The 15,229-nt window shown below is 71.2% G+C and carries 11 protein-coding genes; 1 reads left to right on the plus strand and 10 read right to left on the minus strand.

Annotated elements, in window-relative coordinates:
• The 4 genes from BZZ08_RS13770 to BZZ08_RS13785 all read right to left on the minus strand — a co-directional run.
• Positions 1-206: flavodoxin-dependent (E)-4-hydroxy-3-methylbut-2-enyl-diphosphate synthase (locus tag BZZ08_RS13770; protein WP_198601458.1), on the minus strand; the 206-nt coding region annotated here is incomplete at its 3' end.
• Positions 207-462: 256 nt separating this feature from the next.
• Complete coding sequence (locus tag BZZ08_RS13775) at positions 463-1,755, minus strand: M50 family metallopeptidase (RefSeq protein WP_104632569.1); 1,293 nt, start codon at positions 1,753-1,755, stop codon at positions 463-465.
• A gap of 8 nt (positions 1,756-1,763) precedes the next feature.
• A complete protein-coding gene (dxr, locus tag BZZ08_RS13780; RefSeq protein ID WP_104632490.1) occupies positions 1,764-3,020 on the minus strand; it encodes a 1-deoxy-D-xylulose-5-phosphate reductoisomerase in 1,257 nt (418 codons plus the stop codon).
• A 99-nt stretch (positions 3,021-3,119) separates the two neighbouring features.
• Positions 3,120-5,084: an acyl-CoA dehydrogenase family protein gene (locus BZZ08_RS13785; RefSeq protein ID WP_104632491.1), complete on the minus strand. Its 1,965-nt coding sequence runs from the start codon at positions 5,082-5,084 to the stop codon at positions 3,120-3,122.
• Between the two features lie 291 nt (positions 5,085-5,375).
• Here BZZ08_RS13785 and BZZ08_RS13790 point away from each other — a divergent pair, with 291 nt between their 5' ends.
• On the plus strand, positions 5,376-6,389 hold the full coding sequence (locus BZZ08_RS13790) for a LacI family DNA-binding transcriptional regulator (protein ID WP_104632492.1): 1,014 nt from the start codon (positions 5,376-5,378) through the stop codon (positions 6,387-6,389).
• Between the two features lie 82 nt (positions 6,390-6,471).
• Here the strand turns inward: BZZ08_RS13790 and BZZ08_RS13795 are convergent, their stop codons facing one another.
• The 6 genes from BZZ08_RS13795 to BZZ08_RS13820 are packed head-to-tail and all read right to left on the minus strand — an operon-like array spanning position 6,472 to position 15,170.
• Complete coding sequence (locus tag BZZ08_RS13795) at positions 6,472-7,206, minus strand: glycoside hydrolase family 12 protein (protein WP_104632493.1); 735 nt, start codon at positions 7,204-7,206, stop codon at positions 6,472-6,474.
• Positions 7,207-7,244: 38 nt separating this feature from the next.
• A complete protein-coding gene (locus BZZ08_RS13800; RefSeq protein ID WP_104632494.1) occupies positions 7,245-9,473 on the minus strand; it encodes a glycosyl hydrolase family 95 catalytic domain-containing protein in 2,229 nt (742 codons plus the stop codon).
• Positions 9,470-11,452, minus strand: a complete 1,983-nt coding sequence (locus BZZ08_RS13805; protein WP_104632495.1) for a beta-galactosidase — start codon at positions 11,450-11,452, stop codon at positions 9,470-9,472. The genes BZZ08_RS13800 and BZZ08_RS13805 overlap by 4 nt, the downstream gene beginning before the upstream one ends.
• Positions 11,452-12,378 (minus strand): carbohydrate ABC transporter permease, encoded by a 927-nt coding sequence (locus tag BZZ08_RS13810; RefSeq protein ID WP_198601466.1) that lies wholly within the window; start codon positions 12,376-12,378, stop codon positions 11,452-11,454. The genes BZZ08_RS13805 and BZZ08_RS13810 overlap by 1 nt, the downstream gene beginning before the upstream one ends.
• Before the next feature lie 41 nt (positions 12,379-12,419).
• Complete coding sequence (locus BZZ08_RS13815) at positions 12,420-13,457, minus strand: ABC transporter permease (RefSeq protein ID WP_104632497.1); 1,038 nt, start codon at positions 13,455-13,457, stop codon at positions 12,420-12,422.
• Positions 13,458-13,484: 27 nt separating this feature from the next.
• The gene (locus tag BZZ08_RS13820) at positions 13,485-15,170 is read right to left on the minus strand and encodes an extracellular solute-binding protein (protein ID WP_104632498.1); all 1,686 of its coding nucleotides are present in this window, start codon (positions 15,168-15,170) and stop codon (positions 13,485-13,487) included.
• Between the last annotated feature and the right edge of the window lie 59 nt (positions 15,171-15,229).

Genomic DNA, 15,229 nt, shown 5'->3' on the forward strand with positions numbered 1-15,229 from the left:
CGGACGATCTGGCAGCCCGACGCCGTCAGCTCGGCGATCTGCTGGAGCGTCGCCCCGATGTCGGACGTACGGGTGGTGGTCATGGACTGCACCGACACGGGGGCGTCGCCGCCCACCGCCACGGGCCCGACCTGGATCTGCCGGCTCTTGCGGCGCTCCGCGAGCCTGGTCGGAACGTCCGGCATGCCGAGAGAAATCGCAGTCATCTGCTGTGCAACCCCAAGTCGTGGATCAAGGTCCGGTCCCGTTCAGCGGCGGGCTCCGGCAATCGAGATTACGGCACCGACGTGAACGCCGGGCACGCGGCGTACGGGGCTGCACCTTTTGGCGTCCATCTGCCGGGCGTATGGAGTGAAGCCCGGTCCGGAGGGACATGCTCTCCGGATCGGGCTTCTCATCGGATCGGTCGGACGGTCCGTGGATCGGGTGATCACGCCGGGTCCCGCGCGGACGGTCCGGTCGTCAGGTGATGCGCACCGGGTTGACGACGTCCGCCACCAGCACGAGCAGCGTGAAGCAGACGAAGACGCCCGCCACCACGTAGGCCACCGGCATCAGCTTCGCCACGTCGAAGGGCCCGGGGTCGGGCCTGCGCAGCACCTTGGCGGTGCTCCGGCGCAGCGACTCCCACAGTGCGCCCGCGATGTGGCCGCCGTCGAGCGGCAGCAGCGGGAGCATGTTGAAGAGGAACAGAGAGAGGTTGAAGCCGGCCACCAGCATGACGAACATGGCGAGCTGCTGGGTGGGCGGGATGTCCAGGGTGGCGATCTCGCCTCCGACGCGGGCGGCGCCGACGACGCCCATCGGGGAGTCGGCCTCCCGGGGTCCGTCGCCGAAGGCCGCGTCCCACAGGGCGGGGATCTTGGCGGGCAGCGCGGCGAGCGAGTCGACGGCGTCGCCGATCCGGTCGCCCATCCAGGTCACGGACTGGCCGAAGTCCTGTTTCACCACGCCGGTGGCGGCGCTGAAGCCGAGGAAGCCGGCGGTCACGTACTCGCCCTGGACGATCTGTCCGTTGGAGTCCTTCTTGGCGACCTTGTTGGTGGCGATGGTCGCGTGGAGGGTGACCTCCTCGCCCTTGCGCTCGACGACGACCGGCACGTCCTCGCCCGGGTTGGCGCGGATCAGGTTGGACAGCCTGTCCCAGTCGTCGGTCCGTACGCCGTCGAAGGCGACGATCTTGTCCCCGGCCCTGAGGCCCGCCGCGGCGGCCGGGGAGGCCGGGTCGGCCTTGGTGCAGTCGTCGCGGTTCTCGCTCTGCGAGATGACGCACTGCGAGACGGAGCTGACGGTGGTGGTCTGCTGCGAGATGCCGAAGCCCATCAGCACGGTGAGGAAGAGCACCACGGCGAGGATGAGGTTCATGAACGGGCCGGCGAACATCACGATGACGCGCTTCCACGGCTTGCGCGTGTAGAAGAGGCGCTTGTCGTCACCGGGCTGCAGTTCCTCGAAGGCGGCCGAGCGGGCGTCCTCTATCATCCCGCGCCAGGGCGAGGTGGAGCGTGCCTCCAGGCGGCCGTCGGGGCCGGGCGGGAACATGCCGATCATGCGGATGTAGCCGCCGAAGGGGATGGCCTTGACCCCGTACTCGGTGTCGCCCTTCTTCTTCGAGAAGAGCGTCGGTCCGAAGCCCACCATGTACTGCGGCACCCGGATGCCGAACATCTTGGCCGTGGACAGGTGGCCCAGCTCGTGCCAGGCGATGGAGAAGAGCAGACCGACGGCGAAGAGGACTATGCCGAGGATGAACATCAGGGTCGTCATGCACGGGCCTCCGCCGTCTGTGCCGCCAGTTGCCGGGCCCGGGCGCGTGCCCAGGTCTCCGCTTCGAGGACGTCCGCGACGGTGAGCGAGGTTCCCGTACCGGGGGTGCCGTGCTCCTCGACCACCCGCGTGACGGTCTCCATGATCCCGAGAAACGGCAGCGCGCCGGAGCGGAACGCCTCGACGCACTCCTCATTGGCGGCATTGAACACCGCCGGGGCCGTGCCCGCGAGCTGTCCCACGTGCCGGGCCAGGTTCACCGAGGGGAAGGCCTCGTTGTCGAGCGGGAAGAACTCCCAGGTCGAGGCCTTGCTCCAGTCGAAGGCGGGGGCGGCGTCGGGAACGCGTTCGGGCCAGCCGAGGCCGACGGCGATGGGCCCGCCCATGTCGGGGGGCGTGGCGTGGGCCAGGGTCGATCCGTCCGTGTACTCAACCATCGAGTGGACATACGACTGCGGGTGCACGACCACCTCAATGCGGTCGAAGGGAATGTCGTAGAGCAGGTGGGCCTCGATCACCTCCAGGCCCTTGTTGACCAGGGTGGCGGAGTTGATCGTGATCACCGGGCCCATGGCCCAGGTGGGATGCGCGAGGGCGTCCTCGACGGTGACGGCGGCCAGCTGGTTCTTCGTCCGGCCGCGGAACGGGCCGCCGGACGCGGTGACGACCAGTTTGCGCACGTCGGCGCGGGTGCCGGCGGCCAGCGCCTGGAAGAGGGCGGCGTGCTCCGAGTCGACCGGGATGATCTGGCCCGGCTTGGCCAGCGCCTTGACCAGCGGGCCGCCGACGATGAGCGACTCCTTGTTGGCCAGCGCGAGGGTGCGGCCCGCCTCCAGGGCGGCGAGGGTGGGCGCGAGTCCGATGGAGCCGGTGATGCCGTTGAGCACCGTGTGGCAGTCGGAGGCGGCGAGCAGGGTGGCCGCCTCCGGCCCGGCGAGGATCTCCGGGAGCGGCTCCCCCGCGCCGTACTGGGCGGTGAGCGCCTCCCGCAGCGCCGGTACGACGTCCTCGCGGGCGACGGCGACGGTCCGCGCCTTCAGCCGGTACGCCTGCTCGGCTAGGAGGGCGACCCGGCCGCCGTTGGCGGACAGGGCGGTGACCCGGAAGCGGTCCGGGTTGCGCAGCACGAGGTCGATGGCCTGGGTCCCGATCGACCCGGTGGACCCGAGGATCACCACGTCCTTCGGGCCGTCGCCCGCCACCGGGTCGTAGACGAGGTGGGGGTCGGCGAGTGGGGCTGGACTGTCGCTCATCCCCCCATTGTGGCCGCAACGGCCCTCCGGGAGGACAGCGCGTCCCTCGCACGGGTGTCGCGCACCCGCGCGAGGGATCGCCCGGGGCCGGGCCCCGGGTCAGCCGATGGCGCGGCGGACGTTCTCCCGCTGGGACGGGCCCGGTGTGGCGTCCGCGATCCACGGGCCGTCGCCCGAGGGGTCGACGACGCCCTGCTCCAGCCATTCGTACGCGCCGCCCAGCACGCCCTTGACGACCTTGCGGTCCAGGTCGTCGGTGTTGCTCCACAGGCGGCCGAAGAGTTCTTCGACCCGGAGGCGGGACTGACGGCAGAAGGCGTCGGCGAGCTGGTAGGCCTCGCGGCCGTGGTCGCCCTTGGCGCGCAGGTGCTCGGCGCGTACGCAGGCGGCGCTCATCGCGAACAGCTCCGCGCCGATGTCGACGATCCGGCCCAGGAAGCCCTGCTTGGTCTCCATCCGGCCCTGCCAGCGGGACATGGCGTAGAAGGTGGAGCGGGCGAGCTTGCGGGCGGTGCGTTCGACGTAGCGCAGGTGACCGGACAGGTCGGGGTGACCGGAGGGGTGGAAGTCGGCGTACGAGCGCGGGAGTTGGCCGGGTCCGGCGACGAGCTTCGGCAGCCACTTGGCGTAGAAGACGCCGGCCTGCGCGCCCGCCCTCGCCTTGTCGGACAGGGTCTTGTCGGGGTCGATCAGGTCCCCCGCGACCGAGAGGTGGGCGTCGACGGCCTCGCGTGCGATCAGCAGGTGCATGATCTCGGTGGAGCCCTCGAAGATGCGGTTGATGCGCAGGTCCCGCAGGAGTTGCTCGGCGGGGACCGCGCGCTCGCCGCGGGCTTCCAGGGAGGCCGCGGTCTCGAAGCCCCGGCCGCCGCGGATCTGGACCAGTTCGTCGGCCATCAGGCAGGCCATCTCGGAGCCGTAGAGCTTGGCGAGGGCGGCCTCGATGCGGATGTCGTTGCGGTCCTCGTCGGCCATCTGGGAGGAGAGGTCCAGGACGGCCTCCAGCGCGAAGGTCGTCGCCGCGATGAAGGAGATCTTGGAGCCGACCGCCTCGTGCAGCGCGACCGGCTTGCCCCACTGCTCGCGCACCACCGACCACTCGCGGGCGATCTTCAGGCACCACTTGCCGGCGCCGACGCACATGGCGGGCAGCGAGAGGCGGCCGGTGTTGAGGGTGGTGAGGGCGATCTTGAGCCCGGCGCCCTCGGGGCCGATGCGGTTGGCGGCCGGGACGCGGACGCGGTGGAAGCGGGTGACGCCGTTCTCCAGGCCGCGCAGGCCCATGAAGGCGTTGCGGTTCTCGACGGTGATGCCCTCGGAGGCGGCCTCGACCACGAAGGCGGTGATGCCTCCCTTGCCGTCCTTGCCCCCCTCGCCCTTCTCCGGCTTGGGGACGCGGGCCATGACCACGAGGAGGTCGGCGACGACTCCGTTGGTGGTCCACAGCTTCACGCCGTCGAGGACGTAGTCGTCGCCGTCCCGGACCGCGGTGGTGGCCAGACGGGCGGGGTCGGAGCCGACGTCCGGCTCGGTCAGCAGGAACGCCGAGATGTCGGTGCGGGCGCAGCGCGGCAGGAACGTGTCCTTCTGCTCCCGGGTGCCGAACATCTTCAGCGGCTGCGGCACGCCGATCGACTGGTGGGCGGAGAGCAGCGCGCCGATCGCCGGGTTCGCGGACCCGACCAGGGCGAGGGCCTTGTTGTAGTAGACCTGGGTCAGGCCGAGGCCGCCGTACTTGGTGTCGATCTTCATGCCGAAGGCGCCCAGCTCCTTCAGCCCGGTGATCACGTCGTCGGGGATCCGCGCGTCGCGCTCGATCACCGCCCCGTTGATCTTCGTCTCGCAGAAGTCGCGCAGCTTGGCGAGGAACTCCTCGCCCCGCTGGACGTCCTCGTCGGCCGGGAGGGGGTGGGGGTGGAGGAGGTCGAGACGGAAGCGGCCGAGGAACAGCTCCTTGGCGAAGCTGGGCTTGCGCCAGTCCTGTTCCCGGGCCGCCTCCGCGACCTGTCGGGCCTCACGTTCGGTGACGGTGGGACGGGAGGAGGGGGTGGGTGGTGCGGACATGAGGCTCACCTCGCCACGAATCGCCCTGCACGAACTTGCGGACGTACGTTACTAGTCGGTGCTACTCGATCGTATGTACCCGATCCCGGGCGACCCAGCCACCCTTCGTGCGGCCGTTCGGCCGATACTGCGGGGGGAGACTCGACAAGGAGAACGCAGAGGAAAGGGCAGTCGAAGCGCTTCGACTGACTATGGACACCCATCCCCGCTGCGGCTACTGTCGAACCACCCTCGCCCGCCCCTGTTGGTCCCGCGCGCTGTCGAAGCGCTTCACAAAGCTTGGAGAGCTGGATGGTCACCCTCGCCGAGGTCGCCCAGCACGCCGGAGTCTCGGCGAGCACGGTGAGCTATGTCCTCAGCGGCAAGCGGTCCATCTCCACCACCACCCGGCAGCGGGTCGAGGAGAGCATCCGGAAGCTCGGCTACCACCCGAACGCGGGCGCCCGCGCCCTGGCCAGCAGCCGGTCGAACATCATCGCCCTCATGATCCCGCTGCGCACCGACATGTACGTGCCGGTGATGATGGAGATCGCCATCGCGGTCGCGGCCGGCGCGCGCACCCACGGGTACGACATCCTGCTGCTCACCGGCGAGGAGGGCCCCGACGCGGTGCGCCGCGTCACCGGCAGCGGACTCGCCGACGCGATGATCCTCATGGACGTCGAACTCGACGACGAGCGGCTCCCGCTGCTGCGCGGCACCGACCAGCCGTCCGTGCTGATCGGGCTCCCCGCCGACACCGAGGGCCTCACCTGCGTCGACTTGGACTTCCGGGCGACCGGCGCGCTCTGCGTGGAGCACCTGGCACAGCTGGGCCACCGCGACATCGCGGTCATCGGCGAGGCCGCCGCCGTCTACGAGCGGCACACCGGCTTCGCCGAGCGCACCCTCGACGGTCTGCGCACCCGCGCACGGGAGCTGGGACTGCGGCTGCTGCACCGGCCCTGCGACGGCGGGTACGACGCGATGGCCGCGACGCTCGCCCGGGTCTTCGACGAACGCCCGGACACCACGGGATTCGTCGTCCAGAACGAGGCGGCGGTCGAGCCGCTGCTCGCCCTGCTGCGCCAGCAGGGCCGGGCGGTGCCGGAGGACGTGTCGGTGGTCGCGGTCTGCCCCGAGGAGGTCGCCACCCAGGCCTCGGTACGGCTCACCTCGGTCGCGGTGCCCGCGCAGGAGATGGGGCGGCGGGCCGTGGAACAGCTGGTCGCCAAGCTCGACGGCCGCGGCAGCGACGAGGTTGTGCTGCTCGCGCCGGAGCTGACGGTCCGGGCCAGCTCGGGACCGGCGCCCGTCCGGCCGTAGCACTCCTCCGCCCCGCCGCTCTCCGGGCCCCGCAGGGCCGGTCCCGGGACCGGCCCTGCGCGGTGGTGCGCGGGTGCCGTGGTCAGCCGCCGCTGACCGTCAGGTTGTTGGTGCGGAAGTCCAGGCCGCCGGCGGACGAGGTGATCTCGTAGCCGAACTGCACGTCACCGATGGTCTCGTTGCCCATCCAGCCCTTGGTGTCCTTGATCCACTTCAGGATCGGGAGGATGTTCACCGTGCCGGAGTTCGAGTCCGAGGTGCGCAGGAACGAGAAGACCTCGTTGGCGCCGTTGTCCCCCTTGTAGACGTTCCAGGTGTGGCCGCCGAGGCTGACGGTCCCCTGCGCGGTGCCGAGGGGGCCGACGGCGCCGTTGTAGTTGACCCAGAGCATGATCTCGTAGTCGTAGTCCGTGTCCCAGATGTCGTACGAGGTGTTGTACGCGCCGGACGTCGGGACCGTGACGTTGTAGCTGCTGGTGAGCGAGCCGAGGGAGGTGATCGGCTTGTTGATCACCTTCTTGGCGTTCGGGTAGGACTTGATGCCGCCGGTGTCGGGGTGGTCCGCCCAGACGCCCCAGTTGGTGCCGGAGTTGGCCCAGACGCACTGGCTTCCGGCGCCGGAGCCCCAGATGTTGTTGTAGAGGGTGTAGCCGTCCAGGGTGGTGTTGCCCCACTGGTCGCAGGAGTTCCAGACGGCGGCCTGGGCGGGGGCGGAGGCGAGGCCGACGGTGGCGCCGAGCGCGAGGGCCGGGGCGAGGAGGGCGGTCAGGGTGCGGGTGCGGACGCGGGTGCGGGTGGGGCGCGTGCGTGGTGCCATGGCGTTTCCTTCCATGGGTGGGGGGACGTGCGCTGGTGTTACCGCGCCTTGACGCTGATGACGCGGTCCTCCCCGGCGACGAGGTCGAGCGGTTCGGCGCCGGAGGGAGTCCTGAGTTCGATGCGGCGGGAGCGGTCCGGGCGCAGGACGGCCGTCGCGCCGCCGTCGGGCGTCCAGGTGAGGTCGACGGTGGCCCCGAACCGGGTGCGTGTGCCCCTGAGTTCACCCTGCGGGCAGGAGGCGGGCAGGGCGGGCAGCAGGACCAGCCGGCCGGGGGTGGACTGCACGAGCATCTCGACGAGCACGGCGGGCAGGGCGTGCGCGGCGTCCGCGTTGTAGACGTCGCGGTGGGGGTAGTGCGCGCTCATCAGGGAGGCGTGGAAGTAGTCGCCGTCCAGTACCCGGCCGAGCGCGTGGGCGACCCGGTCGCCGTCGCGGAGCCTGGCCGCGACCAGGGCGTGGTGGAGGTGGCCGTGGGCGGAGTCGTTCTCGGCGCCGCGCAGTTCGAGGGCGCGGTGCGCGGCCTCGGCGAGGTCGGGGGTGTCGTACGGGTTGATCTCCTCCAGCGGCCAGACGCCGTAGAGGTGGCTGAGGTGGCGGTGGTCGTAGGTGTCCGCCAGGCCGGGCCACGCCCACTCGGCGAGCGCGCCGTCGGCGTTGACCCGGTGCGCGGGGAGGCGGCCGGCGAGGGCGCGCCAGCGGTCGGCGTGCCCGGGGTGGCGGTCGGCGGCGGTGAGCAGGGCGTGCCGGGCGGCGGAGAGGTCCATCGCCGCGTTCAGGGTGCCCCAGCTCGCGTTCGCGGGACGGTTCTCGGGCGAGTAGGAGGGGACGACGGCCAGGTGGCCGTGCTCGTCGGTGCGGTGGAGGAAGTCCTCGTAGAAGAGGGCGACTTCGGCCAGGGCGGCGGTGGTGCGGGGGTCTTCGGTGCCGTGCGTCTCGTCGTGGTCGACGAGGGGCTTGAGCAGCCAGTCGGCGCCCGCGGTCCACAGGTGCAGCGGGTACTCGCGGCTGAAGTGGTACGTGTGGCCGCACTCGCCGTCGGTGTGCGAGGGCGCGACCACGCCCCGGGTGCCGAAGATCTCGCGGGCGTTGTCCCGCCAGTCGGGCAGTTGCCGGTGGACCAGGGCGGCGTGGGCCTCGGTGACCTCGGGGAGGGCGGCGGCCGCGGCGGAGGCGGTCTGGAGGTTGAGGTTGGCGTTGGTGGTGAAGGCGCCGGACCAGGCGGTGTTCCAGTCGCCGGTCCACAGGCCGGTGAGGCGGGGCGGGAGCAGACCGCTCGCCGACAGCAGGTGGTAGCGGCCGGCGGCGAAGAGCCGTTCCAGGAGGGCGGGGCCGCCGCCGGGCCGGGCGAGCAGGACCGAGCCCGGCAGGGCGCGTTCGGCGGGGTCGGCGGCGAGGTCGAGGGTGACCCGGTCGTAGGCGGTGCGGTGGTGGGTCAGGTGCCGGGCGAGCAGGTCGTCGTACGAGGCCGCGGGCGGGGCTCCGTCCAGCAGGGCGCGCAGGGCGCGCGTCTCGGCGACCGTGTCCAGCTCGCCGGTGTGGCGGTGCACCCGGGTCAGCAGCAGCACCTCGGTGGCGTCCTCGACGAGGACGCCCGGCGGTACGAGCCTCGTGGTGCCGCCGGTGACGGCGACGAGGGTGACACCGGTGTACGCGAGGTCGCTGCCGGGGTAGCGGGCGCGCAGGGTGAGCAGGGCCCCCTCGGGGGTGAGGACGGTGCCGTGGCCGATGCCCAGCTGGGCGGGGGCACCGGGGAGACGGGGGTCGAGGGACAGGTCGAGGGTGAGACGCGGGGCGGTGACGCGCTGGACGATCACGTCGTCGGCGCGGGAGACGAAGACACGGCTGGTCCAGGCGCCGTGGGTGACCGTGGTCACGCCGGTGGTGAAGTCGACGGCGCGGCGGTAGGGGGCGTGGGTGTCGAGGGCGCCGGTGTCCTGTGGCCGGTCCAGGCGCAGTTGGAAGGCCGGGTGGAAGGGGCGTACCCGGCGCAGCGGGCGGCCGTCGGTGAAGTCCTCGGCGGCGGTGGCGTCCCCGGCGAGCAGGCGGTCCTGGAGGGCGGGGAGTCCGGCGGCGAGTGCGGGCGGGCGGCGGTGTGCGTCGTCGCCGTCCGGGCGGACCAGGGTGTGGTGGGTGACGATCACCCGGTCGGCGTTCGGATCGCCGAACACGAGGGCGCCGTGGTGGCCGTTGCCGCTCAGGAAGGCGTCCTCCCAGCGGGCGGCGGGCTCCGGCTCCCAGGTGCCGTGCACGGGCGGGCCGCTCATGACGTCGGCTCCGGGTCGCCCAGCACGGCCACGCCGTAGCGGCCGAGGGTGACGCGGTCGGTGACGACGGCGTCGGTCAGCAGGTCGCGGTGGGTGCCGGGGACGTCGACGGTGACCGGGTCGCGGCCGTGGTGGAGGAGGAACAGCAGGTCGCCCCGGCGTACCGCCTCGACGTCGGCCGGGAGGGCGTCGAGCACCGGGCGGACGCCCGCGTCGGCCGCGGCACGGGCCAGCAGGTCGCGCAGCGCGTCCGGCTCGGGGAGGGTGGAGAGGTACCAGGCGCGGCCCTTGCGCAGGACGGCCGGGAGTCCGTCCAGCTCGCCGCCCCGGTACGGGACCGTCTCGGACGCGGTGCCGTCGGGTTCGATCTCCTCCGACCAGAGGGTGCCGCGGAAACCGTCGCAGTCGGCGCTCTCGCCGGCGTCCAGGGGCCACCACTCGTGCAGGGTGCGGATGCCGAACAGTTCGCGCAGCCGGGCGTCCATGCCGCCGGTCCTGACCCGGTCGTCCAGGTCGGCGACGCCGGTGAGGAAGCCGCAGACGAGGGTGCCGCCGCCGCGGACGTGGGCGAGGAGGTTGTCGATCGCCGCGTCGGTGAGGGCGTAGAGCTGGGGCACGACGACGACCCGGTACGGGGCGAGGTCGCCCTCCGGGTGGGCGAAGTCGGTGGCCAGGTGGGCCCGCCACAGCGCGCGGTGCCAGGTGCGCAGGACGTCCGCGTGGCCGACGTGGGCGGAGGGGCGGGCCTCCTGGTCGGCGGCCCACCAGGAGTGCCAGTCGTGCAGGACGGCGATGTCGGCGCCGATCGTGCCACCGGCCGCGTACGGGCCGAGCCGCGCGAGGTCGGCGCCGAGCTGGACGACCTCCTGGTGGGTACGGCCCTCCTCCCCCGCGTGGGACACCATCCCGGAGTGGAACTTCTCGGCGCCCTGGCGTGACTGGCGCCACTGGAAGTAGCAGACGGCGTCGGCGCCGCGGGCCACCGCCTGGAGCGACCAGAGGCGGTTGAGGCCGCGCGGCTTGGGGTGGTTCACCCCGCGCCAGTTGACGGGTCCGGCCGCCTGTTCCATGAGCATCCACGGGCCGCGCGCCTGCGAGCGGGTCATGTCCTGGACCAGGGCGCCCTCCTGGGCGCCGAACGGGTCGCGCGGGTCGGGGTAGAGGTCGACGGAGACGACGTCCTCCTCCTCGGCCCAGCGCCAGGCGTCCTGGCCGGACCACAGCGGCATGAAGTTGGTGGTGACCGGGAGGTGCGGGGTGTGGCGGCGGACGATGTCGCGCTCGGCGGTGTAGCACTCCAGGAGCATGTCGGAGGTGAAGCGCCTGAAGTCCAGGACCTGGGTGGGGTTCCTCAGGTAGTGGGCGTGGCGGGGTGGGGCGACCTCGGCCCAGTCGCCGTAGCCCTGGCTCCAGAAGGCGGTGCCCCAGGCGGTGTTGAGGGCGTCGAGGGTGCCGTAGCGGTCCTGGAGCCAGCGGCGGAAGCGGGTGGCGGCCTCGTCGCCGTAGTCGTAGGTGCAGTACTCGTTGTTGATGTGCCACAGGGTCAGGGCCGGGTGGCTCGCGTACCGCGCGGCGAGGGCCTCGGTGACGGCGGCGGCGTGGCGGCGGTAGGTGGTGCTGGAGTGCGAGAAGTGCTGTCGGCCGCCCCACCACTCGGTGCGGCCCTCCGCGTCGCGGGGCAGGGTGTCGGGGTGGAGGTGGCCCAGCCAGGGCGGGGGCGAGGCGGTGGGGGTGGCGAGGACGACGCCGATGCCGGCCTGGTGCATCAGGTCCATGAGCCGGTCCAGCCAGGCGAAGTCGTGGACGCCGGGGCGTGGTTCGAGCCTGGACCAGGAGAAGACGCCGAGGGTGACGGAGTTGACGCCGGCGGCCTTCATCAGGCGGACGTCCTCGGGCCAGGTCTCCTCGGGCCACTGCTCGGGGTTGTAGTCGCCGCCGTAGAGGATGCGCCGGCCGGTGACGTCGGACAGGTTCGGCATCAGCCCTTCACCGCCCCGGTGAGCATGCCCTTCTTGAAGTGGCGCTGGACGAAGGGCGACAGCACGGCGACCGGCAGCAGGGCCATGACCATCACGGCCATCTGCACGGCGAGGCCGGAGAGTTCACCGGTCTTGATGGCCTGGCCGAGGCCGACCGGTGCCTCCTGCTTCTGCACCAGCTGGATCATGACGTTCTGGAGGGGCAGCATGTCCTGGTCGTTCAGGTAGAGGGAGGCGTTGAACCAGGCGCTCCAGTAGCCGACGGCGTAGAACAGGGTGATCACCGCGACGACCGCGCGGGACAGCGGCAGCACGATCTGCCACAGGATGCGCAGGTCCCCGGCGCCGTCGATGCGGGCGCTGTCGATCAGCTCCTGGGAGATGCCCATGAAGAAGCCGCGCAGCACCAGGATGTTGAAGACGCTGATCGCGCTCGGCAGGATCAGCGCGAGGTAGCTGTCGGTCAGGCCGAGGGACTGCACCAGCAGGTAGGTGGGGATGAGACCGGCGCTGAAGAACATCGTGGCGAGCAGCACCATGAGGATCCAGCGGTGGCCGAGGGAGCCGGTGCGGGAGAGCCCGTAGGCGCACAGCACGGACACCGCCATGGAGAACAGGGTGCCGACGAGCGTGATGCCGATGCTGACGAGGGCGGCGCGGGTGACCTGGCCGCCGCTGAGCAGTTCCTGGTAGGCGACGAAGGTGAGGTCCTTGGGGATCATCACCAGGCCGCCGGCCTCGTCGATGGACCTGCGGCTGGACAGGCTGGTGACGACGACGATCCACAGCGGGAAGAGGATGGCCAGGCAGGCCAGGAGCAGCACGAGCCCCTTGCCGGCGAGTCCGGCCCGGCCGGGCCGCTCCTCCCATGCGGGGCGGGGCGGGGCCGCCCACGGGCGGGGCCGGCGCGCGGGCGCGTCGCTCACGGCGGTCGTCTCCCGTACGGCCGTGGCTTCGGGTACGGCGGTCACTTCTTGTACACCCCCTGCTCGCCCATGAGGTGAGCCACCTTGTTGGCCACCAGCACCAGGCCGAGGCTGATGACGCCCTTGACGAGCCCCGCGGCGGCCGCGTAGCCGAAGTCCTGGTTGCGCACGCCGTTCCACCACACGAAGGTGTCGAGGACCTCCGCGGCGCCGGGGCCGACGGCGTCGCGTTGCAGCAGGATCTGTTCGAAGCCCACCGTCAGGGCGTCGCCGACGCGCAGCACCAGCAGCAGGGCGATCACCGGACGCAGCGCGGGCAGCGTGACGTGCCACATGCGGCGCCAGCGGTTCGCGCCGTCCATCGCGGCGGCCTCGTACAGGTCGGGGCTGACCGAGGCGAGGGCGGCGAGGAAGACGATGATCCCCCAGCCGGCGTCCTTCCACACGCTCTGCGCGGTGACCAGGAACTTGAAGGTGTCCGGGTCGGTCATGACGCTGAGCCCGTCGTACCCGTGGTCGCGCAGCAGCTGGGACAGCAGCCCGGCGCCGCCGAGCAGCTGCTGGAAGACGGCGATGACCAGCACCCACGAGAAGAAGTGCGGCAGGTAGAGGATGGCCTGCGAGATCGCCCGCACCCGGGGCCGCACCACGCTGTTGATGAGCAGCGCGAGCCCGATGGGGATCGGGAAGTACAGCAGGAGCTGGAGCACGAAGAGCACGAGCGTATTGCGCACCGAGTTCCAGAAGGCGGAGTCCTCGAAGATCCGCTGGAAGTTCTCCAGGCCCACCCAGGGGCTGTGCAGCATGGAGACGATGCCGTTGTCGGAGATGTACGGGTCGTACTCCTGGAAGGCGACGACGTTTCCGAGGATCGGCACGTAGTTGAAGAGCAGCACCAGCAGCACGGCCGGCAGGGTCATCAGCAGCAGTACGCGGTCGCGCCGGAACCGCAGCCGCAGGCTCAGCTTCCCGGGGTGCCGCTTCTTCCCGCGGGGGCCGGCGGCATCGCCGGACGCCACCGGGGTCTTCTTCGTCGCTTCGGCCTCGGTCCTGGTCCGAGGCACCGTGCTGTGGGACACGGTGGTTCTCCTTGCCTCGGTACCTGGTCAGCCGGCCGCCGGCCCGTTCTCGTCGAGGAGCTTGTGGTACCAGTCGCGCAGCTTGTCCCCGCCCTTGCTCTTCCAGTCGGAGACGGCCTGCTGCATGTCGCCGATCTTCTTGCGGCCGCGGACGATGTCGTCCTCCAACTGTTCGAAGTCGTTGGAGAGGTTGGTGTAGCGGGCGGGCTCGACGATCTGCATGCCGTAGAACGTGGGCTTCCTGGTGACGGCGCCCGTCCGTTGCTGCCACTCGACCTGCCCCTTGGCGACCTCGGGGAAGTCGGGGTGGGCGATGGTCGCCGCGGGGCTCGCCACCATCACGTAGGCGTTCATCACGTCGATGTTGCCCTGGTCGGTCTTGGTGGGCACGCCGTCCTTGACGGTGTAGTGGGTGCCCTCGACGCCGTAGTTGGTGGCCATGTACTCCTTGGTCCCGTACGGCGCCGCGGTGACGTTGGCGACGGCCAGCACGTCGCGGATCACGGACTTGGACGCCTTCTTGTTGACGAAGGCGAAGATGCTGGCCGGGTTCTGCGCCCACAGCGTGGGTGCGCCGCCGTCGTGCCCGAAGAAGTCCATCCCCCAGATCTTGAACTCGGGGTTCTGGGTGGCCTGTTCCGCGGTGCGGCTCCACCACTGGGAGATGTCCTGGTTGTAGACGAGGAACTCACCGGCGGCGAACTTGGGTCCGGGGTCGGCGGCGTTGGACTTGCCGAGCTTGGCGTCGGGGTGCACCACCCCGGCGGCGAACAGCTTGCGCGTCCACTCCAGCGCTTCGAGGTACTCGTCGGTCTCGGCGCGGTAGACCAGCTTGCCGTCGACCTGGTTCCAGCCGAGCGACTTCTCGTTGCCGGAGAGCACACCGAAGGCGTTGAAGGCGGTCCACTTCATGTCCAGACAGGCCCAGCGCTTGGCCCTGGCGTTGGTGGCGTCCTTGGCCAGCGCCATGAACTCGTCGCAGGACCGGGGGACTTCGTAGCCCTCCTTCTCGAAGATGTCCTGCCGGTACAGCGGCACGATGCCGGACACGTACGAGGACGGCATCGGCAGGCCGAGCAGCTTGCCGCCGAAGATGGACCGCCGCCAGGCGTCGGTGGGGATCGCGGCGAGGTTCGGGTACTCCTTGACCGCGTCGCCGGACAGGTAGGGGCCGAGGTCGGCGAACTTGCCGATGATGGCGCTGGGTATCTTGCCGGTCATGTTCCAGCCGGGCACGACCACCACGTCCGGCACCTCGCTGGAGGCGAGGACCGCGCCGAGCTTCTGGTCGTAGGTGTTGCCGTCCTGGTTCTGCCAGGCGACGTCGACGCCGATGAGGTCGTTCATCGCCCGGTAGTAGGCGTTGTCCGCCTTGGGCGGGGACCCCCAGAACGGCGACATGATCGTGACCTCGCCGCCCTTGCCGAGCTTCTTGGGCACCGAGGTCTTCAGCTCCGCGAGGTCGAGCTTGCTCGTGAAGCCGACCGCGGAGCCGTTCTTGCTGGGGATGTCGGGCGTGACGACGCTGCCCGCCACGTACGCCGGCAGCAGCTTCTCGGCGTCCTTGCCCGACGTGGTGCCGTCGCGCGAGCCTCCGTCGGATCCGCCGCAGGCGGAGAGCAGCGGCACCCCTCCCGCCACCGCCGCGGTGGCGACCGCGGTGGAGGCGAGGAAACTTCTCCGGCTGGGACCGGAGGCGGCGTTCGGCGTCATGTGCGTCAACCCTTCGTGCCTTCGTGGCGCACCACAGGAGACCCGACGGGCCGTCGGCT

The organism is Streptomyces sp. MH60 (assembly GCF_002939385.1).
In the GTDB taxonomy this organism is placed as follows: Bacteria; Actinomycetota; Actinomycetes; order Streptomycetales; family Streptomycetaceae; genus Streptomyces.